This is a genomic window from Ruegeria sp. CDSB013 (genome assembly GCF_059611165.1).
In genome coordinates, this window is record NZ_JBXWPA010000003.1 from 325,368 (window position 1) to 346,388 (window position 21,021).

Here is a 21,021-nt window from a genome sequence, read left to right on the forward strand (position 1 = left end):
GTACATCCTGGAAAGGAAAGCCCGGGTCGGATCTCCGGCTTGGAGGTGTCAATTTCCCCTGTTGTCGTGTCATTCCGCTAGCCCAAACGCAAAAATGCCTGTAGACTCTCATTCAGATCCTGAAAAACGGGACGTTAACGAGGCAGATAGTGGCGGTATCTCATGACTGAGATGGTGTATGGCGCGGTCCAGGACCAGCGCGGAGAACCGATTCTTCCGAAATGGTGGCGGACGATTGATCGCTGGACGATGTCCTGCGTTCTGATCCTGTTTGTCATCGGATTGTTGCTGGGGCTGGCCTCATCACCACCACTGGCAGGGCGCAACGGATTTGATCCGTTCCACTATGTCGAACGGCAGGCGCTGTTCGGCGGACTGGCGCTGATTGCGATGCTGCTGACGTCGATGATGTCGCCGACGCTGGTGCGCCGTTTGGCGGTGCTGGGATTCCTTGCCTCGTTTGTGGCGCTGGCTTTCCTACCGGTCTTTGGAACAGACTTCGGCAAAGGGGCGGTGCGCTGGTATTCACTTGGTTTTGCGTCTTTGCAGCCGTCGGAATTTCTGAAACCCGGATTTGTCGTCGTGGCCGCGTGGCTGCTGGCAGCGTCGCAACAGATCAACGGCCCTCCGGGTCGGTTGTGGTCATTTGCGTTGTGCATTGCAATTGTGGCGATGCTGGTTTTGCAACCTGACTTCGGTCAGGCCTGCCTGATCCTGTTTGGATGGGGTGTGATGTACTTTGTGGCCGGTGCGCCGATGCTGCTGCTGGTTGGCATGGCGGGCGTCGTTGTCCTGGGGGGTATGTTCGCCTATTCGAATTCGGAACACTTTGCCCGCCGTATTGATGGCTTCCTGAACCAGGAGGTCGACCCAACCACTCAGCTTGGCTATGCCACCAACGCCATCCGCGAAGGCGGTCTGTTCGGTGTCGGCGTGGGTGAGGGACAGGTGAAGTGGTCCTTGCCCGATGCCCATACGGATTTCATCATCGCCGTTGCGGCCGAAGAATACGGGCTGATCCTGGTGCTGATCATCATCGCGCTTTATTCACTGATCGTTGTACGCTCGCTTCTGCGGCTGATGCGCGAGCGCGATATGTTCATCCGTCTGGCCGGGACCGGTCTGGCCTGCATGTTTGGCGTTCAGGCCATGATCAACATGGGTGTGGCCGTGCGTCTGCTGCCTGCCAAGGGCATGACGCTGCCCTTTGTCAGCTATGGTGGGTCGTCGCTGATTGCGGGCGGCATCGCTGTAGGAATGCTGCTGGCCTTCACCAGAAGCCGCCCACAGGGCGAACTTGGCGATATTCTACGCGGAAGAGGATAATGGGGAAACCTTACCTGTTGATTGCGGCTGGCGGCACCGGGGGCCATATGTTCCCGGCGCAGGCGTTGGCCGAAGCGATGCTGAATAAAGGCTGGCGCGTGCGCCTGTCCACGGATGAGCGTGGCGCGCGCTACACAGGCGCCTTTCCGCAAACGGTCGAGATTGTCGAGGTTGCCTCTGCCACCTTCGCGCGCGGCGGACTGGCCGCTAAGGCATTGGTCGGCCCCAGGATTGCGGGCGGCGTCAGCAGCATGGCGTTCCAGATGATGCGGGACAAACCGGACGTTGTCGTGGGCTTTGGCGGATACCCGTCGATCCCGGCTTTGGGGGCCGCGACGATGCTGAAAGTTCCGCGCATGATCCACGAACAGAATGGGGTTCTGGGGCGCGTGAACCAATTGTTTGCCACGCGTGTTGCCAACGTCGCCTGTGGTGTCTGGCCGACCGATCTGCCCGAAGGGGCCAATGGAATCCACACCGGAAACCCGGTCCGCGCCGCCGTGCTTGAGCGCGAGGCCGCAGGTTACATCCCACCGGGCGACTATCCTATGTCTATTCTGGTTATGGGCGGCAGTCAGGGTGCGCGCATTCTCAGCGATATTGTCCCTGGCGCGATTGCTGCCTTGCCTGACGACTTGCGCAGCCATATCCGTGTTGCACATCAGGCCCGCGACGAGGATGGGGAACGTGTTACGGCGTTCTATGCCGAACATGGTATCCGGGCCGAGGTCAAACCTTTCTTTGACGACGTTCCGCGTCGCATGTCGGATGCACAACTTGTCATCAGCCGGTCCGGCGCATCCAGCGTGGCGGATATCTCGGTCATCGGACGTCCATCGATCCTGATCCCGTTCGCCGCAGCCGCAGGCGACCATCAAACTGCGAACGCGCGAGGATTGGTTCAGGCAGGCGGCGCGATTATGATCCCGGAAAACGCGCTTGACGTTCCCGCGCTGACAGAGCAAATCACCGCCGTTCTTACCAACCCCGAAGCCGCCCAAAAGATGGCCCATGCCGCCCTCTCGACCGGTGCCCCCGACGCAACTGAACGTCTGACGGCCCTTGTCGAACAACTGGCGCAGAAGGAGACCACATGAATCCTGCAACCAAACTGCCGCAAGACGTAGGGTCGATTCACTTTGTGGGGATCGGCGGAATTGGGATGTCGGGCATTGCCGAGGTTTTGCTGAACCTCGGTTACCGCGTGCAGGGGTCCGACCTGAAGGCGTCCAAGATCACTGATCGTCTGGCGAGCCTTGGGGCTGAGATATTTGTCGGCCAGCGTGCCGAAAACCTTGAAAACGCGGCCGTTGTTGTGGTGTCGACCGCGATCAAGCCTGGCAACCCCGAGCTGGACGGCGCCCGGGCGCAAGGCCTGCCGGTTGTTCGTCGCGCCGACATGCTGGCCGAGCTGATGCGCCTGAAATCCAACATCGCCATTGCCGGAACCCACGGCAAGACCACCACGACCACCATGATGGCCGAGCTGATGGTGGCCGGCGATTTCGATCCGACCGTCATCAATGGCGGCATCATCCATGCCTACGGTTCGAACGCACGGATGGGGCAGGGTGAATGGATGGTGGTCGAGGCCGACGAATCCGACGGTTCGTTCAACCGACTGCCCGCGACCATTGCCATTGTTACGAATATCGACCCCGAGCATATGGAGCATTGGGGTGACTTCGACCAACTGCGCGACGGGTTCTACGAGTTCGTCTCGAACCTGCCATTCTACGGTCTGGCTGTGTGCTGCACGGACCATGCAGAGGTGCAGACGTTGGTTGGACGTATCACCGACCGCCGGGTCCGGACCTATGGGTTCAATGCGCAGGCTGATGTTCGTGCGTTGAACCTGACCTACAGGGGCGGCGTGGCGCATTTCGACATCCACCTTCAGTACGAAGATAAGATGATCGAGGGCTGCACATTGCCGATGCCCGGCGACCACAATGTCTCAAACGCGCTGTCTGCAGTGGCCGTCGCCCGCCATCTGGGTATGAAGGCCTCGGAAATCCGTGATGCGCTGGCTAATTTTGGCGGCGTCAACCGCCGCTTCACTAAGGTCGGCGAGGTCGATGGCGTCACCATTATCGACGATTACGGCCACCATCCGGTAGAGATTGCAGCCGTTCTTAAAGCTGCGCGCCAGGCCACCGATGGGCGCGTGATCGCCGTGCACCAACCGCACCGGTACTCGCGCCTGTCCAATCTGTTTGACGATTTCTGCACTTGCTTCAATGACGCGGACGTTGTCGCCATCGCTGATGTTTTCTCTGCCGGAGAGGACCCGATCGAAGGAGCCAGCCGAGATGATCTGGTGCAAGGCCTGATCCGTCACGGTCACCGCCACGCGCGTGCATTGCTGAACGAAAACGATCTGGAGCGCCTTGTTCGTGAACAGGCCCGTCCCGGTGACATGGTTGTTTGCCTTGGCGCCGGTACAATTAGCGCCTGGGCCAATGGGTTGCCTGAAAGGCTGCGACAAAAACAAGCCGTTTGATGGAATGGACTCTCTAGCACTGCAACTTAAAAATGTGGTTTTGCAGTTGCAGCAATGATCGTCCTCGGAGGGGCAGTTGGTATATTCGGTGCTTTTTGCTGGCTTGTGGGTTTTGGCCTCAACGATCGTCGCCATGCTGCCAATGCGCCTGCAATTTCCGCCGGGCATTGTGCTGTTCGTTTCCGCTCCTGCGCTGATCGTCTGGCTGGGTCATGACTTTGGCTGGTTTTTCTCGTTGCTGGCCTTTGCTGCCTTTGCATCCATGTTCCGCAATCCCATTCGCTATTACTGGCGCCGCTGGACCGGGCAGGAGGTCGAGGAGTGAACTGGTCGATCGCCCTTGCCGCTCTGTGGGGGATCGCCGCAAATGTGCTGGCGATGATCCCCAGCAAGGACAACCATTGGACCCGTGCTTATGTCCTGATCGCTGTGGGGATTCCAATACTGGGTTACGTCACTTTGCAGAACGGCCCGTGGATCGGGCTGATCGTTCTGGCGGCGGGTATGTCGGTACTGCGTTGGCCTGTGATCTATCTGGGGCGGTGGGTGCGGCGTATGGTCGGAGAATAGAATTGGACCCCAGAATATTCGCGTTTCTCTGCGGGCTTACCTTAGTTTCTGTTATGGTCGCGATGTATTCGCATCTACGTACGAAAGCAGGCAAACTTCGCGGCCCACTCATTTTGATTTTGTTTTTGATTGCGTCGGGACTTTACGGCTTTGTTACCCGTATACATTTCGAGCCAGTATCTATCGATAAACAAACCGCAACGATAGACGCTTGGATTGTGATCTACGTGCTTGCGGTCTCCATTCCGTTGATTGCCGCCTTATGCGTTGGGTTTGTCACCGGGGGACTGCACCGCGTTCTGGCGCGGTGGAAGAACAATTCTAAGCAATTGGGTGACAAAACCGTTCAAGCAGATTACCAGAGCACCATGGATCAATTGCTTCCCAAGCCACGCGGCAAACTCTCGAAAAAACGGGCTCTTAATGACTTGACTTGGCTGCGTGTTGGCGGCCCGGCTGACTATTTGTTTCAACCTGCTGACACCGAGGATTTGCAGGATTTTCTCCGTGATCTGTCCGGCGACGTCTCGGTCTTTCCCATGGGCGTCGGGTCAAACCTGATCGTTCGCGATGGCGGCTTGCGCGCAGTTGTGATCCGATTGGGGCGCGGGTTCAATGCTATCTCGGTTGAGGGAAACATCGTCACCGCCGGAGCTGCCGCGTTGGATGCGCATGTGGCGCGCAAGGCAGCGGATGCGGGCGTGGACCTGACCTTTTTGCGCACTATTCCCGGCTCGATTGGCGGCGCGGTGCGGATGAACGCAGGGTGCTATGGCAGCTACACGGCGAACGTGCTGCGCAAGGCGACCATTGTTACCCGGCAGGGTGAGCTTGTGGAACTGACTCCGGAAGACCTGAATTTCCGTTACCGCCAGTCCGATCTGCCCGAAGGCGCGGTGCTGATCTCGAGCACTTTCGAAGGTCCATCCGGCGATCCGGAAGAGCTGCACGCCCGGATGTCCGCGCAGTTGCAAAAACGCGACGAAACACAGCCGACCAAAGACCGCAGCGCCGGGTCAACCTTCCGCAACCCGGCAGGGTTTTCTTCGACCGGGCGGGCGGATGATGTGCACGACCTCAAGGCATGGAAGGTCATTGACGATGCGGGCATGCGCGGCGCGACGCGCGGCGGCGCACAGATGAGCGAAAAGCACTCGAATTTCCTGATCAATACCGGTGATGCCTCTGCCGCGGACCTCGAAGGTCTGGGCGAAGAGGTGCGAAAAAAGGTTTACGAAACAAGCGGCATCACGCTAGAGTGGGAAATCATGCGGGTCGGTGATCCGTTGACAGAATAAAGCCCTGACCGTCAGACCATAACAGGCAAATTAAGGCGACGGATCAAGGAGATAAACGCAGTACGGACCACCACATAAGGTCCGGGGACATTGAGGCGCACGTTGGGTATGTCGAGCAGGACAAACCCCAAAGTGGCGGTATTGATGGGTGGACCCTCGAAGGAACGCGAGGTGTCTCTCAGCTCTGGGCGCGAATGCGCGGCCGCCCTTGTGGGAGAAGGCTTTGAGGTAGTTGAGCTGGACGCAGGTCCTGACCTCTATGCGCGCCTTTTGGAAATCAAACCAGACGTTGTGTTTAACGCCCTGCATGGCCGCTGGGGCGAGGATGGCTGCGTTCAGGGTCTGCTGGAATGGATGCGCATTCCGTACACGCACTCTGGTGTTCTGGCCTCGGCGCTGGCGATGGACAAGCAGCGCAGCAAAGAAGTGTTTGAGGCCGAAGGCCTACCCGTTGTTGCCAGCGTGATCGTACCAAAGATTGAGGTAGTTAAGGTTCATGTGATGGAGCCTCCTTACGTGGCCAAGCCCAACAACGAAGGCTCCAGCGTTGGAATCTACATCGTGCATGAAGGGTCTAATGGCCCTCCGCAACTGTCGCATGAAATGCCCGATCAGGTGATGGTCGAGAAATACATCGCCGGACGCGAGTTGACTGTAACGGTGATGAGCGACAAGGCCGTAACGGTTACCGAGATCATGACCGATGGCGGTTGGTATGATTATGACGCCAAGTATAAGCCCGGCGGATCGTGGCATGTTTTGCCCGCTGACGTACCGACCGAGATTTTTGACCTGTGCATGGACTACGCATTGCGCGCTCATTCCGCGCTGGGATGCAAAGGCGTAAGCCGTACGGATTTCCGCTGGGATGACAGTATGGGTGCCGATGGGCTTTTCCTGCTCGAGACCAACACTCAGCCCGGCATGACGCCGACGTCACTGGTGCCTGAACAGGCCGCACATCTGGGGATGAGTTTCGGGCAGCTTTGCGCCTGGATGGTGGAGGACGCATCATGCGACCGCTAAGAGCCACCCGAGCGCCTGTGGTTCACCGGCCCAAACAACTGACCGGTCCCGATGCCGAATTCGAATCCGGCGCACATACCGGAGCCGAACCCAAATTGCGGTTGCGCGGAATGTTTGGCCGCAAGGGCGATCGCCTCGACCCAGCCCCGTCTCGTCTCAGCTACCGCCTGCAGCGCTGGATGCTGACGCGGGGCGTTCGGCGCAGCCTAAAGATTGGCCTGCCGGTGTTTGCCGTTTGCGCCGCAGTTGGCATCTATTTCGGCTCACAGGAGCGTCGCGATGCGGTGATGGCCTATGTCATCGACATCAAGACCTCGATCCAGCAACGGCCAGAGTTCATGGTCAACCTTATGGCGATTGACGGGGCAGGGACCAACCTGTCCGAGGATATCCGTGAGGTTGTACCGCTGGATTTCCCCGTCAGTTCATGGGACCTGGACGTTGAGCAAATTCGCGACACGATCACAGGATTGAATCCAGTCAAGTCCGCCACCGTGCGGGTACGCCCCGGCGGTATTCTGCAGGTGGATGTGGTCGAGCGTCAGCCCGTCATCGTCTGGCGTACGCGCCATGGGATCGAATTGCTGGACGAGACCGGCGCGCATGTGGAACGCATCGCGTCGCGCAAGGATCACTCTAATTTACCTCTGATCGCGGGCAAAGGTGCAGACGGTCACGTAGGTGAGGCCCTTGAATTACTGACAACCGCCCGCAGTCTCGGCGGCCGTGTGCGCGGGCTGGTCCGGATTGGCGAGCGTCGCTGGGACTTGGTTATGGACCGCGGGCAGCGCATCATGTTGCCGACCGAACGTCCCGTGCGCGCGTTGGAACGCGTTCTGGCCGTGAATGAGGTGCAGGACCTTTTGGAACGCGACGTCGCGGTGGTCGACATGCGCCTTGGGCAACGTCCGACAATAAGAATGACCAAAGCTGCCAGCGAAGACTGGTGGAATACAAAAGTGACAGTGGGTAGCGAGCAGTAACGACCATGATGACCGATCTTTATCAGTCCCAGCGCGCCATGCGGCAGATGCGCAGACAAGCCATGCAACGCGGTGTTGTCGCCATTCTCGATGTTGGCAGTTCCAAGATTGCCTGTCTTGTTTTGCGCTTTGACGGGACCGGCCGCCTGAGCGAGGATAACACCATCGGGTCGATGGCCGGGCAGACCGGGTTCCGGGTGATCGGTGCTGCGACCACACGGTCGCGGGGCGTTCAATTTGGCGAAGTCGCCGCCATGCAGGAAACCGAACGGGCCATCCGAACCGCCCTGCAGGCGGCGCAAAAGATGGCCGATATCCGGGTCGATCATGTGATTGCCAGCTTCTCGGGTGCGAATCCACGCTCTTACGGGTTGGATGCACAGGTCGATCTTGAGGGTCAGGTCGTGACCGAGGCCGAGGTTGGCCGTGTTCTGAACGCCTGTGATGTGCCGGATTACGGAGCCGGGCGCGAAGTACTGCATGCCCAACCGGTAAACTTCGCTTTGGACAACCGCTCGGGACTGATCGACCCGCGCGGCCAAATGGGGCAGAGCCTAGCCGTCGACATGCACATGTTGACGGTCGACGCGACCGCGATCCAGAACATTGTGCGCTGTATCAAACGCTGTGATCTGGAATTGGCCGGAATTGCAAACTCGGCCTATGTGTCTGGTGTTTCCGCCTTGGTCGAGGATGAGCAGGAACTGGGCGCGGCCTGTATCGACATGGGTGGCGGTACGACCAGCGTGTCGATCTTTATGAAAAAGCACATGATTTACGCCGACTGCGTTCGCATGGGTGGGGATCATGTGACCTCGGACATTTCGATGGGGTTGGGCATTCCCGCATCGGTCGCCGAGCGGATAAAAACCTTCAATGGCGGCGTCCATGCCACTGGAGCGGATGATCGCGACCTGATTGATATCGGCGGCGATACCGGCGACTGGGAGCATGATCGCCGAACTGTTAGCCGAGCTGAACTGATCGGGATAATGCGTCCGCGTGTTGAAGAGATCCTGGAAGAGGTGCGTGTTCGTCTGGATGCCGCCGGGTTCGAGCATATGCCGAGCCAGCAGATCGTCCTGACCGGCGGCGGCAGCCAAATCATGGGGCTGGATGGTTTGGCCACCCGCATCCTCGGGCAGCGTGTTCGCCTTGGCCGGCCGCTGCGTGTGCATGGTCTACCGCAATCGGCGACCGGGCCGGGGTTCTCCTCCGCAGTGGGGCTCAGCCTGTTTGCAGCGCACCCGCAGGACGAATGGTGGGACTTTGAAATCCCGGTCGACACCTATGCCGCGCGCCCGTTCAAGCGGGCCGTGCGTTGGTTCCGTGACAATTGGTAAGCTGGGGGTCGCAGCGCTGCTGGCCCTGGCACCGCTGACCACTCAGGCGCAAACCCGGATCACACCTGAGGCGTTTTTGGATGCAGTAAAGGGCAAGACAGTCACGTTTCACGACTTTTCAACGGGCGAGCTTGTAGGAACTGAAGAGTTCCTCAGCCCCGTGCTGTCGGTCTGGCGCATGGTGGGGCGCGGTTGCGTTTATGGTCAGATCACCACGCCTGATGGTCAAATCTGCTTTCTCTACGATGATGACCAGGATGGTATCCCGGTGTGTTGGTGGCCTTTCGAATATAAGGGCAAGTTGGTGGTTAGACTGGCCACTTTTGCGGACAGCGAAATCCAGGAGGTGCGCAGCATCACCGAGGACGGTTTGAATTGTCCAAGTACCCCGATCAGCTAAAGAAATGGGTTGCAGCTGACTCGTTTATCCCGCAAGATATCCATAAGGCCCGACAGAGGCCCGCGGCAGGACCTGAGCAGTTTTCCGCAGTTTGACAGTTTATGAGTCCCTTTGGTGATGCGTCGGTTGAGTGCCGCGTGCAAATCGCCTGTTTTGTGCTACATTGAGATCTTTACGCAACATCTGGCGGTATTTGCGAAATACTGCCGGTCAGCGCCTTATTTCCTCCATATTTTGTGGAATTACGCGATTTTTGGCGTGACGTTTGCTGTTTCAAACGGTAGGATTGTTAGTGGATAGGTAAGAAAAACACCGCTTTGGCGGGAACAAAAAAACAGGCGGACAGAGCATGACATTGAATCTTTCGATGCCCGGGCACGACGAACTGAAGCCTCGGATCACAGTATTTGGCGTTGGTGGTGCAGGCGGCAACGCTGTCAACAACATGATTGAGAAACAGCTGGATGGCGTCGATTTTGTGGTCGCCAACACCGATGCGCAGGCACTGCAACAAAGCCAGTCCTCGGCACGGGTTCAACTGGGCGTGAAAGTCACCGAAGGTCTGGGGGCAGGGGCCCGTCCGACCGTGGGTGCGGCAGCAGCCGAAGAAAGCATTGAACAGATCGTTGATCACCTGGCCGGCGCGCATATGTGCTTTATCACCGCCGGCATGGGTGGCGGTACTGGCACCGGCGCCGCTCCCATCATCGCGCAGGCCGCGCGGGAATTGGGCGTTCTGACCGTTGGTGTTGTGACCAAGCCCTTCCAGTTTGAAGGCGCCAAGCGGATGCGTCAGGCCGAAGACGGCGTTGAGATGCTGCAAAAGGTCGTCGACACACTGATCATCATTCCCAACCAGAACCTGTTCCGTCTGGCCAACGAAAAGACCACGTTCACCGAGGCGTTCTCGATGGCCGACGATGTTCTGTATCAGGGCGTTAAAGGCGTGACCGATCTGATGGTCCGTCCGGGCTTGATCAACCTCGACTTTGCTGACGTTCGCGCCGTGATGGACGAGATGGGCAAAGCGATGATGGGAACCGGCGAGGCCACCGGCGAAGATCGCGCGGTTCAGGCCGCCGAGAAGGCGATCGCCAACCCGCTGCTGGACGAAATCAGCCTCAAGGGTGCCAAGGGCGTTCTGATCAACATCACCGGCTCGCACGACCTGACCCTGTTCGAACTGGACGAAGCCGCCAACCGCATCCGCGAAGAAGTAGATCCCGAGGCCAACATCATCGTCGGTTCGACCCTGGATACAGTTATGGAAGGCGGCATGCGTGTATCGGTTGTCGCAACCGGTATCGATGCCAGTGAAAAGCAGGAAGATACCCCTGTCGCGCGCCGTTCAATGTCAGCACCGCTGACCCGCACCGTTTCAGCAGAAGAGTCGGCGCAGGAAGAGGCCCCGGTTGCTGCAGAAGTCGCTGAGCAAGCACCTCAGCAAGAGATGAACCGCGAACCCTCGCTGTTTGAAGCACCGACAGAGCCTGCACAGCCACAATTCCAGTCTCGTGTCGAACAGGATGATGATGGTTTGCCACCGCCGGCCTATCAGCCGCGCGTTGCCGAATTCGAGCCGACCCCCGAACCGGTTGAGCCTGCGTCCGAAAACTATGTCGCACCGCAGCCTCAACCGGCAGCGGGAACACCGTCGCCCGAAGCATTGCAGCGCTTGCAGGCCGCGGTCCAGAACGTTCCGCCGTCCGAGCGGAGCCCTTCGATGGTCCGCCCCGCGACCCCGCAGCCGACCGCTGTGCCGCAGGAAGAAGCGCATGATCGTCCCCGGTTTGGCTTTAACCGCCTGATCGACCGGATGACCGGCCACGCAGCAGATACTCCGGCGCAACCACCCCGCCAGCAGCCCGTTATGCGCCAATCTGACGCTACGGCACCTGCAAGGGATGAGGTCGACCCCGAACAGGACCGGATCGAAATTCCCGCCTTTTTGCGGCGTCAGGCCAACTGATCGCGGTAACAAAGTGAATGCAGAGGGTCGCCAAAGGGCGGCCCTTTTCTTTTGTTTTACAAATATTTAAGGAAGTGTAAGCAGGGATTTGCCGATCTGTCACATACATGTTTCATTCGGTTGCAAAGAGTGAGTTGAGCCTTGACGCCGCCTTCCTTAACTGAGTGTCCAACACGGCCAAACGAGGCCGGACACCACTCTTCGAGGTTCACCTTGCAACATACGCTCAAATCTCCGGTCACGTTTACAGGCGTCGGACTGCATAGCGGTAAGCCTGCGACGATGGTCCTGAAACCGGCAGCCGCCGGTCACGGCATCTGGTTCAAACGGACGGATATTGAGCTGGGCAATGCCCTTGTCCCTGCGATCTATGATGTGGTCGAGCGCACCCCGCTGTGCACCCGCCTGATCAACGACGCGGGTGTGTCTGTGTCCACGGTCGAGCACATCATGGCCGCGTTGGCCGGTTGCGGAATACATAACGCGCTGATCGAGATTGATGGTCCCGAAGTTCCGATCATGGATGGGTCTTCGATTGATTTCGTTCGCGGTATCATGGCGAAGGGCGTGCGTCGCCAAGCCAGCCCGGTTCTGGCCTATGAGGTTCTTAAGCCGGTGACCGCTGTGCGCGAAGGTGCTAGCGCTTCGATTGCGCCTGCAAACGGTCTGATCATCGACTTTCATATCGACTTCGAAGACGGTGCCATTGGCAACCAGACCAAGACCTTGGATATGCGAAACGGTTCGTTCGCACGTGAGCTGTGTGACTGCCGGACGTTCTGCCGCCGTACTGATGTTGAGGCGATGCGCGAAAACGGGCTGGCTTTGGGCGGCACGCTGGAAAATGCCGTCGTTGTTCAGGGTGACGAAGTCCTTACGCCGGGTGGTTTCCGCCGCGCGGACGAGGCCGTGCGCCACAAGATGCTGGATGCCCTTGGTGACCTGTATTTGGCAGGCGGTCCGATCTTTGGTCACTTTACCGGTGACAAATCCGGCCATTCAATGACCAATACTCTGCTGCGCAAGCTGTTCGAGACGCCGGGTGCGGTCCGTCCGATCCTGTGCACGCCTGAACAGGCAGCCCGCCTTCCGGGGCAGGGCCTGGTCCGGGACGAAATCCCGGAAGTCGCTTGATTGGATCAACTCTTCCGACAATTCTGCGAACGGGCGCATAAGGCGTTTTGCACCGGAATTTTATGTGCTAGACCTTGGCCTAAATCGGGGCTTAACCCCGTCAAGTAATACGACAAGGATAGGCGGAATGGTTGGCACCAAAGCGGCAGTCAGGTTCGCAAGCGCGATTCTTCTGACAGCAGTTTTGACGGCATGCGCTGGAAAAGGCGCAGACCGCAATCAGAACCTGGAAGGGTTCACTCCTGAACAGATATTCACGCGCGGCGAATATGAGCTGTCGCAGAATCGTTCGGATGATGCGGCGTGGTATTTTTCAGAAGTTGAACGTCTGTATCCGTATTCCGATTGGGCCAAGCGTGCGCTGATCATGCAGGCATTCTCATACCACTCGGACAAAAACTACGAAGAAAGCCGAGGCGCCGCACAACGGTACATCGACTTTTACCCGACGGACGAAGATGCGGCTTATGCCCAATATCTTCTGGCGCTCAGCTATTATGACCAGATTGACGAGGTCGGGCGCGATCAGGGCCTGACTTTTCAGGCGTTGCAATCGCTGCGCACCGTGATCGAGGTCTACCCGGATAGCGAATACGCGACCTCTGCGGTGCTGAAATTCGATCTGGCCTTTGACCACCTGGCTGGCAAAGAGATGGAAATTGGACGCTATTATCTGCGCCAGGACCATTATACTGCAGCCATCAACCGGTTCCGTGTGGTGGTTGAAGACTTCCAGACCACATCTCACACCGCCGAAGCTCTGTACCGCTTGATTGAAGCCTATCTGGCACTGGGTCTTGTGGATGAGGCACAGTCGGCGGGGGCCATTCTGGGGTACAACTATCAGTCGTCCGAATGGTACGATGCGGGCTATTCGCTGCTGACGTCACGCGGATTGGATCTCAAGAGCCGTGGCAACAACTGGCTCAGCACGATCTACCGTCAGACTGTCAAAGGTGAGTGGTTGTAATCGCCATGGCCAATGGGGTGGGACGCTAAGACCCGATGCTGCGCGCCCTCGATATCCGTGACATGCTGATCATCGATCGGCTGGAACTGACGTTTCAGCCGGGCCTGAATGCGTTGACCGGTGAAACCGGTGCGGGCAAGTCGATTCTTCTGGATTCGCTGGGATTTGTTCTGGGCTGGCGTGGTCGGGCAGAACTGGTCCGTCAGGGCGCCGCTCAGGGTGAAGTCGTGGCCGAGTTCGAATTGAACGAAGATCACGCCGCACATGCAATTCTGGCCGAAGCGGGCCTGCCCGACGGAGAAGAGCTGATCCTGCGGCGGGTGAATACGGCCGAGGGGCGTAAGACCGCGTGGGTCAATGATCGTCGTTGTTCGGGCGAGGTGCTGCGGGCATTGTCCGAGACCCTGATCGAACTGCATGGTCAACACGATGATCGCGGCCTGTTGAACCCGCGAGGTCACCGGGCAATGCTGGATGATTACGCCGGAGCAGAATCCTATCTAGTAAAGGTGCGGTCAGCATGGTCCGAGATGTCACGTGCGCGCAAAGCTCTTGCGCAGACGGAATCGGCCCTAGCAGCCATGCGTGCAGAAGAGGAATTCTTGCGGCATTCGGTATCCGAACTGGATCAGCTGGACCCGCAGCCGGGCGAGGACGCCGAGCTCGACGCCCGTCGTCGCATGATGCAGGGGGCCGAGCGTATCCGCGATGACGTTGCCCGTGCCTTCGCTCTGCTGGGTGGGGACGGGGCCGAGGGGGCGATGGCTGACGCCGTGCGCTGGCTCGAAGGGGTGTCGGATAGTGCGGGCGGCCAATTGGAAGAGCCGATCGCCGCATTGGGACGCGCCTTGATCGAGTTGGGTGAGGCGCAGGATGGTGTCGATGCCTGCCTGCAAAAACTGGACTTTAACCCGTCTGAGTTGGAGCAGGCCGAAGAACGCTTGTTCGCTATTCGTGCGCTGGCTCGTAAACATGACGTCGTGCCAGATGATCTGGGCACCTTCGCCGACACTTTGCGCGACCGCCTGAACCGGCTTGACGCGGGCGATGCGGATCTGGCCGATCAGAGGGCGGCGGTAGACGCGGCACAGGCGGCTTATGACGACGCAGCGGCCAAACTGAGTGCTGCGCGGCAAAAGGCCGCCGGGCAACTCGATGCCGCCGTGATGACCGAACTCGCCCCGTTGAAGATGGAACGCGCTGTGTTCCAAACCGAAATCACGGTGGCAGACCCGGGCCCCGAGGGGATTGACGCTGTGGCGTTCACGGTTGCCACCAACCCCGGCGCGCCTTCGGGACCGCTGAACAAGATCGCCTCAGGCGGTGAACTCAGTCGTTTTCTTTTGGCGCTCAAGGTCTGTCTGGCCGGTGATGACAGCGCGCGCACGATGATTTTCGACGAAATCGACCGAGGTGTCGGCGGCGCGACCGCTGATGCTGTCGGGCGGCGCCTTGCGTCGTTAGCGCATGGCGGTCAGGTGCTGGTTGTGACCCACTCTCCGCAGGTGGCGGCCCGCGCGGCGCATCACTGGCGGGTTCAAAAACACGTCACCGACGGGCATACCCTGTCGACCGTTGTGCCGCTGGCCGAACCCGACCGCGTGGATGAAATCGCCCGTATGGTCGCAGGTGACACAATAACGGACGAGGCCCGCGCTGCGGCCCGAGCCCTTTTGCAGGCCTGAGGTAATTCTGCCGCTTTCCTGTGTTCAATCCGTCGCGATCCCACTTTTATAAGGGCGCTCCGTGGCTTACTAAGGGGAAAGACGTGATCCCCGAGGGCAAATGACCCAATCAACCCGCACCGTTCTGCGCAACCAGCTCAATCAGGCTCTGGCCGCGATAAAGGACGCCTGGCGGGTGATGCGGCGGCGTGGGCCCAGCCAGATTCAATTCTGGTTCATCGCGCTGGCGATCGGGATCGCGGCAGGTTTCATGGCATTGGGATTTCGCAAGGCGATCCGGTCGCTGCAGGCCTATGTCTATGATACGGATGACATTTTGCTTTTGCACAGCCACGCGGAAAAGCTGCCTTGGTTTCTGATTCTGATCATTCCCATCATCGGCGGGCTTATCGTGGGCGTGATCCTGAATAAGTTCACCGACGACGGACGCGTGCGATCCGTCGCTGACGTCATCGAAGGGGCCGCGGTGACCGATGGTCGCGTGGAAAGCAAGGCGGGTATCGCGTCTTTCTTTGCCTCGCTCGTCACGCTCAGCACAGGCGGGTCCACGGGCCGAGAGGGGCCGGTCGTGCACATGGCTGGTGTGATCTCAACCTGGGTCAGTAACCGCATCCGTGCTGATGGCATCACCGGGCGCGACCTGTTGGGATGCGCTGTCGCCGCCGCCGTCTCGGCCAGTTTTAACTCACCGATCGCAGGTGCGCTGTTCGCGCTTGAGGTCGTGCTGCGTCACTTTGCAGTGCATGCATTTGCGCCAATCGTGATTGCTTCGGTTGCCGGGACAGTAATCAACCGGCTGGAATATGGCGATGTGACCGAGTTTGTTCTGGATACACCCGGTTCCCTGCAATTCTACGTGGAACTGCCTGCCTTTCTGCTACTTGGCCTGATCTGCGGCCTGGTTTCGCTTCTGCTCATGCGGTCGATCTTTTTTGCCGAAGATATCGGCAACCATATCCAGAACCGGCTTGCCTTGCCTGGCTGGCTGCGCCCAGCTGTTTCAGGTGCGATGCTGGGGCTGCTGGCGATCTGGTTCCCGCATATCATCGGCGTCGGGTATGAAACGACGATCCGCGCTTTGGCAGGTGACCTGACCCTGAGTTTTGCCATCCTGTTTGCGGTGATCAAGACGGTTGCCGTGGCGATCACCATGGGCGGGCGTATGGGCGGCGGGGTGTTTTCCCCATCGCTGATGATTGGGGCGTTGACCGGGCTGGCCTTTGGCCTGATCGCAACCGGGCTGCTGCCGGATGTGTCGGGCACGCATACGCTTTATGCCTTTGCCGGAATGGGGGCCGTTGCTGCTGCGGTTCTGGGCGCGCCGATTTCGACCACGATGATCGTCTTTGAACTGACCGGAGACTGGCAAATCGGCCTGGCTGTGATGGTTTCGGTGTCGATGTCGACAGCGCTGGCCTCGCGTCTTGTGGATCGGTCCTTCTTCTTGACCCAGCTGGAACGTCGCAACGTGCATCTGGCCGCCGGGCCGCAAGCCTATCTGCTGGCGATGCTGCGGACCGGGGCAGTCATGCGCCCCTTGGGCGACTCTCGCTCGATCACGAAAGAACAGGCGGCCGAATTGATCGAACAGGGGCTTTGTGTTCAGGCCAGCGCCACACTAGAGGCAGCGATGCCCTATTTCGACAGGGATGACATCCCCTGTATTCCGGTGGTGATTGTCGAAGAGGACGGTAGTGAAAACCCGGTCGGAGCGCTTTACCACGTCGATGCACTGAAGGCGTATAATCGCGCCTTGGCCGCCACGGCGGCAGAAGAGCACTCTTAGCGATTATACACTGTTGCGGTATCGCCCAGGTAATTGTCCCAAGCAAACCAGTACGAAATATGGCCTGCGACCCGGGGCAATTCCGCGCCTCCTGGTCCAACCAGCGCCTCTTCGGTCATGGTCCACTTCTGACCCGTTTCATCCACCAAATCGCTGCCCGACGCAGCGAACTTGTGGGATGCGCGTTCATAAGCCCGCACCGCGCGCTTTTCGTCGTTTCCGATAAGCACCAGCGGCCGGTTGGCGATGGCGTCATTGATTACCCGGCTTCTGCCGAACGCATCCAGCGGCCATGCTCGCGCCGCGCCAAATTGCCGAATGGCGAAAACATAATCTTTCTGTCTGTGACTGGACTGATCGACCAGCGCCGGGAACATCAATTCGGACGAAGCGAAATACTCCCGATACACGACACCCGATCCATAATTCCGCCGGTGACCGGTGTTCATTGAAAGGACCTTCGTCTTGGGGTGAGATGTTTTCCAGCTTTGCCATGTGGTGATGACCACCGGGCGTTGTTTCAATTCGATACCGCTGCCGACAAGCGCGCCAACGACTGGCTTGCCGGTGTATTGGTTCCACAGGGAATGCGTCTGACGATCGAACATCAGTTTGTTCGACCTGTACAGAAACCCCGATGAGCCGAAGATCAGCGGTTTGCTGCGACCCGGCACTTGCGTTTCAAACAGAATTCCGGATCCGCACAGTGTGCAGTAGGCCAAGGCCACCGGAACTCCGCCAATCACCTCGTTGAACATTTCATGCCAGCCCATGATCCGCAGCGGGTAGGCTCGTTCGTCCCCGTTGATCGAAACGCCAAAAACCAGGTCATCGTCCTTAAGGTAATCTGCACGCGCGGCAGGGGTCAGAGCCGGATTGTCCAGCGATGGGATACCGTCCTTGTTCACACCACCCCACGCGATCTCTTCAAGCCGGATCTTCATCTTGTCGCGCTGCAAATACTTTGGCCTCAGGAAGACATCGAAATTCGTATCAATTCCCAAAAGAACCTCGCGCTTGAACGGGATGAGCGAGGGGTGCGGCACGATTTGCGGGTTCTTTTCCTGCCACAACATCCACTCAAACCAGTCTTGACCGATATTCTCACCAGTCAGGGTCTGCATGACTTTCACGATGTCGCTGCTGCGACGTCTGGCGTATCGCATACCGGTCAGCAAAGCAGGCACCACATCCGGGTTGCCGCGTTGTACGAGAAAGGCCATGCCTTGCTCAAACTCTGCGTTGCTTCCAAACAGGGTGGAACGCACAGCATCAAGCACGGGGTCTTGTTGCGCGGACAACGCGCTAGGCAACAAGAGCGTGGCCCCCAATGATCCTGCGAAACTGCGACGGGTAAGTGACATGGCATCCTCTGGGCGGTGTTTGATGGCATTGTGCACGCTTGATGCCTCAAATGCATGCAACAGCCCCGTGATTGGATCGTGATCAAGCCCTGTCAGTTGCGAGCGCGCCGTTGAGCTACCAGCGAAGATTATATGCCTGCATGTTTTCGTGAAATTTTCCGCTTAGTCGTATCCAAAAAATGTCACAGATATTTTTTGCCACGGTGCCAAAAACGATAATTTTTGCTACGGGTTCGAAATTCTGGCCATGCTAGGGAGGCCCGGCCAGGGATTTTTTGGTCGCGTACGAACGGCAGCAGCCCAACTAAGGTCACTGGCATCCATGGCACAGGCCTAGGGGCGTCCGTGTCACGACATAGCCTCGACTGAGCGGGTCAGAAAGGCCATCTGAGGGATTTAGATCTGTTCGACCTTAACGGAATCGACGCGGTAAAACGCGACATAACCCTTGATCTCGGCCATTGCGGCGACCGGATTCTCATAGCTCCACGCTGCGTTTTCGGTCACCGATGATTTGTTGACGATTGAGAAATGCGTTGCATCGCCTTTGTGCGGGCAATGCGTAACCTTTTCTGTACGGTCCAGAAATGCCATTCCGATATCGGCACGAGGGAAATAGATCACCGGCTCCAGATCACCTTCCAGCAGCTCCAGCGCATTCATGCTCTCTCCGAGAACGGCGCCCCCGGAACGAACGCTCCATTTTCCAGCTGCTTTGCGGATCGTTATGTCTGTCATCTCTGCTTCTTCCCTCGTCTTCAGTACGGATCACTCCTCTGCCCGGTTTATGTGACAGTCCGGTGTCAGATCGGCGCAGTTGCGGCATCCAACCACAGTTGAGCGTCGTCGCCCAGCCTTGGGCGGACTTTTTCCGCAACGTCGCGGTGATATGAATTCAGCCACGCGCGCTCATCTACCGTTAGCATATCAACTACTATCAGCCGCCGGTCAATCGGTACGTATGTAAGTGTCCGCCAGTTCAGCATCGCACGCTCGGTGTCAGCGGTGGGCAGCGTCGGGGCATCCTGCACCACAACAAGGTTCTCGATCCGAATGCCGAACGCGCCTTCGCGATAATATCCGGGCTCGTTGGACAGGATCATACCTGGCTCGAGCGGTACGTGGCTGACCTTTGACAAGCGCTGCGGCCCTTCATGGACGCTCAGATACGCACCGACGCCATGGCCGACCCCGTGATTGAAATCCTGGCCCGCTGCCCATAAGGGGGCGCGTGCGATGCATTCGATATCTCGTCCGGCCAGCCCGGCGGGCCAGCGCAGCATGGACATATCGATCATCCCTTTCAGCACGCGGGTAAAGCAGGCTTTTTCCTCAACGCCCACTTCTCCGATTGCAATGGTGCGGGTGATGTCGGTTGTGCCATCCAGATATTGACCGCCGCTATCCAAAACCAACAAGTCACCATTCTCCAGCCGGCTGTCGGTTTCTTCGGTTACTCGGTAATGCATGATCGCACCGTTGGGACCGGTGCCCGCAATCGTGTCGAACGAGATATCCTGTAGCGCGTTATCCCGGCGGCGGTTTTCCTCGAGCTGCGTGACCACCTGTGTTTCCGCCACTGTGCCCGGGGTCTGTGCGTCCAACCAGCACAGGGTTTCAATAACAGCCACCGCGTCACGAAGATGCGCCTCGGCGCTGCCTGCGATTTCGGCGGCGTTTTTGCGAGCTTTGGGAAGGGCACAGGGATCACCTGCATCCATCATTTTGTCACCCAGCACATCCGCAACTGCCTGCGGCAGGGTTCCCAAATCGACTTGAACCGCGCCGCCCAAATCCGCGGCCGCATCCAGAAAAGACCGAGGCTCGTGAACCTGAACTTGGTCGCCCAGGTGATCTAACACCCCGGTAAGTTTTTGCGCCGCCATGAACAGATCAACCCGACCATCGGCATGTAGAATGGTAAACCCATGGGCTACCGGGTTATACCCGATATCTGATCCACGAATGTTAAGCAGCCACATGATCGAATCCGGCAATGTAATGATGGCCGCATCACACCCGTTCTGTTTTAGATCCTCCGCCACCCGCGCAATTTTGCTTGTGGCTGTTTCCCCTGCAAACTCAATCGGGTGCGCCTTGACCGGGTTCATCGGGGCGTCCGGTTGATCCGACCACACCCTGTCCACCAGATTGTCGCTACGAACAAGTTCGACGCCGCTTGCGTTCAACTCTTTCTTCAGACTGGTAATCTGCCCTGCTGCATGCAGCCAAGGATCAAAACCAACCTTGCCGCCGTTGGGCAGCTGTTCTTTAAGCCACACGCCCAAACTGGTTTCAGGCCAGGGCACAGGCGTGAAATCCGCCGCAACCTGAGCCTTGACCTGCGTGCGATACCGGCCATCGATGAAAACGCCGGCAATATCGGACAGCACTGCGCAGAAACCGGCCGACCCGGTGAAACCCGTCAGCCATGCCAGACGTTCATCGCGTGGGGCCACATACTCGCCCTGATGCGCATCTGCGCGTGGGATCAGAAAACCGTCCAACCCATCCTGTGCCATCTGGGATCGCAAAGCGGCCAGCCTGGGCGGTCCCTGTTCCGGACGCGCAGTGACTGCAAAGGATTGAAACATGTGACACCTCTCGCAAACGGGGGGCTGCCCCTTCATCTTTTGAAAAATACTTCTGCCGGAGGCAGGGCCA

General features: G+C 58.5%; 18 protein-coding genes. 15 read left to right on the plus strand and 3 right to left on the minus strand.

The genetic code is table 11. The features are described 5' to 3' along the window. Positions 1–162 precede the first annotated feature (162 nt). From ftsW to AC2FJF_RS07855, 15 genes are all read left to right on the plus strand, one after another. The gene (gene ftsW, locus AC2FJF_RS07785) at positions 163–1,326 is read left to right on the plus strand and encodes a putative lipid II flippase FtsW (RefSeq protein WP_058279575.1); all 1,164 of its coding nucleotides are present in this window, start codon (positions 163–165) and stop codon (positions 1,324–1,326) included. Beyond that, positions 1,326–2,423: a UDP-N-acetylglucosamine--N-acetylmuramyl-(pentapeptide) pyrophosphoryl-undecaprenol N-acetylglucosamine transferase gene (locus AC2FJF_RS07790; protein WP_496724394.1), complete on the plus strand. Its 1,098-nt coding sequence runs from the start codon at positions 1,326–1,328 to the stop codon at positions 2,421–2,423. Before ftsW ends, AC2FJF_RS07790 begins: the two co-directional genes overlap by 1 nt. After that, complete coding sequence (gene murC / locus AC2FJF_RS07795; protein ID WP_496724396.1) at positions 2,420–3,829, plus strand: UDP-N-acetylmuramate--L-alanine ligase; 1,410 nt, start codon at positions 2,420–2,422, stop codon at positions 3,827–3,829. Before AC2FJF_RS07790 ends, murC begins: the two co-directional genes overlap by 4 nt. A gap of 76 nt (positions 3,830–3,905) precedes the next feature. Beyond that, positions 3,906–4,154: a DUF2484 family protein gene (locus AC2FJF_RS07800; RefSeq protein WP_496724398.1), complete on the plus strand. Its 249-nt coding sequence runs from the start codon at positions 3,906–3,908 to the stop codon at positions 4,152–4,154. Beyond that, positions 4,151–4,399, plus strand: a complete 249-nt coding sequence (locus tag AC2FJF_RS07805; RefSeq protein WP_496724400.1) for a DUF2484 family protein — start codon at positions 4,151–4,153, stop codon at positions 4,397–4,399. Before AC2FJF_RS07800 ends, AC2FJF_RS07805 begins: the two co-directional genes overlap by 4 nt. 368 nt (positions 4,400–4,767) lie before the next feature. Further along, positions 4,768–5,697 carry a UDP-N-acetylmuramate dehydrogenase gene (murB, locus tag AC2FJF_RS07810; protein WP_496724589.1) on the plus strand — a complete coding sequence of 310 codons (930 nt, stop codon included), beginning with the start codon at positions 4,768–4,770 and terminating at the stop codon, positions 5,695–5,697. Between the two features lie 102 nt (positions 5,698–5,799). Beyond that, entirely contained in the window at positions 5,800–6,723 is a 924-nt protein-coding gene (locus tag AC2FJF_RS07815; protein WP_496724402.1) for a D-alanine--D-alanine ligase, read from the plus strand. After that, positions 6,711–7,706 (plus strand): cell division protein FtsQ/DivIB, encoded by a 996-nt coding sequence (locus tag AC2FJF_RS07820; protein ID WP_496724404.1) that lies wholly within the window; start codon positions 6,711–6,713, stop codon positions 7,704–7,706. Before AC2FJF_RS07815 ends, AC2FJF_RS07820 begins: the two co-directional genes overlap by 13 nt. Positions 7,707–7,714: 8 nt before the next feature. Further along, complete coding sequence (ftsA, locus tag AC2FJF_RS07825; RefSeq protein WP_496724406.1) at positions 7,715–9,049, plus strand: cell division protein FtsA; 1,335 nt, start codon at positions 7,715–7,717, stop codon at positions 9,047–9,049. Beyond that, entirely contained in the window at positions 9,036–9,449 is a 414-nt protein-coding gene (locus AC2FJF_RS07830; RefSeq protein WP_496724408.1) for a hypothetical protein, read from the plus strand. Before ftsA ends, AC2FJF_RS07830 begins: the two co-directional genes overlap by 14 nt. Positions 9,450–9,798: 349 nt before the next feature. Then, on the plus strand, positions 9,799–11,418 hold the full coding sequence (gene ftsZ, locus AC2FJF_RS07835) for a cell division protein FtsZ (protein WP_496724410.1): 1,620 nt from the start codon (positions 9,799–9,801) through the stop codon (positions 11,416–11,418). Positions 11,419–11,631: 213 nt separating this feature from the next. Continuing rightward, positions 11,632–12,552 (plus strand): UDP-3-O-acyl-N-acetylglucosamine deacetylase, encoded by a 921-nt coding sequence (gene lpxC, locus AC2FJF_RS07840; protein WP_496724412.1) that lies wholly within the window; start codon positions 11,632–11,634, stop codon positions 12,550–12,552. 127 nt (positions 12,553–12,679) lie between these two features. Then, complete coding sequence (locus tag AC2FJF_RS07845; RefSeq protein ID WP_496724414.1) at positions 12,680–13,522, plus strand: outer membrane protein assembly factor BamD; 843 nt, start codon at positions 12,680–12,682, stop codon at positions 13,520–13,522. 35 nt (positions 13,523–13,557) lie between these two features. After that, positions 13,558–15,207, plus strand: coding sequence for a DNA repair protein RecN (gene recN / locus AC2FJF_RS07850; protein WP_496724416.1), 1,650 nt, complete (start codon positions 13,558–13,560; stop codon positions 15,205–15,207). 100 nt (positions 15,208–15,307) lie between these two features. Beyond that, a complete protein-coding gene (locus tag AC2FJF_RS07855) occupies positions 15,308–16,993 on the plus strand; it encodes a chloride channel protein (RefSeq protein WP_496724418.1) in 1,686 nt (561 codons plus the stop codon). Here AC2FJF_RS07855 and AC2FJF_RS07860 read toward each other — a convergent pair. The 3 genes from AC2FJF_RS07860 to AC2FJF_RS07870 all read right to left on the minus strand — a co-directional run bounded on the left by AC2FJF_RS07860 (position 16,990) and on the right by AC2FJF_RS07870 (position 20,951). Then, entirely contained in the window at positions 16,990–18,357 is a 1,368-nt protein-coding gene (locus AC2FJF_RS07860) for a DUF3179 domain-containing protein (RefSeq protein ID WP_496724419.1), read from the minus strand. The genes AC2FJF_RS07855 and AC2FJF_RS07860 overlap by 4 nt on opposite strands. Before the next feature lie 396 nt (positions 18,358–18,753). Then, on the minus strand, positions 18,754–19,095 hold the full coding sequence (locus AC2FJF_RS07865) for a DUF427 domain-containing protein (RefSeq protein WP_496724420.1): 342 nt from the start codon (positions 19,093–19,095) through the stop codon (positions 18,754–18,756). Positions 19,096–19,160: 65 nt separating this feature from the next. Next, the gene (locus AC2FJF_RS07870; protein ID WP_496724421.1) at positions 19,161–20,951 is read right to left on the minus strand and encodes an aminopeptidase P family protein; all 1,791 of its coding nucleotides are present in this window, start codon (positions 20,949–20,951) and stop codon (positions 19,161–19,163) included. Positions 20,952–21,021: the final 70 nt, after the last annotated feature.

Coding starts and splice junctions, on each gene's coding strand:
- ftsW (WP_058279575.1), top strand. CDS start 163: ATGACTGAGATGGTGTATGGCGCGGTCCAGGACCAGCGCGGAGAACCG.
- AC2FJF_RS07790 (WP_496724394.1), top strand. CDS start 1,326: ATGGGGAAACCTTACCTGTTGATTGCGGCTGGCGGCACCGGGGGCCAT.
- murC (WP_496724396.1), top strand. CDS start 2,420: ATGAATCCTGCAACCAAACTGCCGCAAGACGTAGGGTCGATTCACTTT.
- murB (WP_496724589.1), top strand. CDS start 4,768: ATGGATCAATTGCTTCCCAAGCCACGCGGCAAACTCTCGAAAAAACGG.
- AC2FJF_RS07820 (WP_496724404.1), top strand. CDS start 6,711: ATGCGACCGCTAAGAGCCACCCGAGCGCCTGTGGTTCACCGGCCCAAA.
- ftsA (WP_496724406.1), top strand. CDS start 7,715: ATGACCGATCTTTATCAGTCCCAGCGCGCCATGCGGCAGATGCGCAGA.
- ftsZ (WP_496724410.1), top strand. CDS start 9,799: ATGACATTGAATCTTTCGATGCCCGGGCACGACGAACTGAAGCCTCGG.
- AC2FJF_RS07845 (WP_496724414.1), top strand. CDS start 12,680: ATGGTTGGCACCAAAGCGGCAGTCAGGTTCGCAAGCGCGATTCTTCTG.
- recN (WP_496724416.1), top strand. CDS start 13,558: ATGCTGCGCGCCCTCGATATCCGTGACATGCTGATCATCGATCGGCTG.
- AC2FJF_RS07855 (WP_496724418.1), top strand. CDS start 15,308: ATGACCCAATCAACCCGCACCGTTCTGCGCAACCAGCTCAATCAGGCT.
- AC2FJF_RS07860 (WP_496724419.1), bottom strand. CDS start 18,357: ATGTCACTTACCCGTCGCAGTTTCGCAGGATCATTGGGGGCCACGCTC.
- AC2FJF_RS07865 (WP_496724420.1), bottom strand. CDS start 19,095: ATGACAGACATAACGATCCGCAAAGCAGCTGGAAAATGGAGCGTTCGT.
- AC2FJF_RS07870 (WP_496724421.1), bottom strand. CDS start 20,951: ATGTTTCAATCCTTTGCAGTCACTGCGCGTCCGGAACAGGGACCGCCC.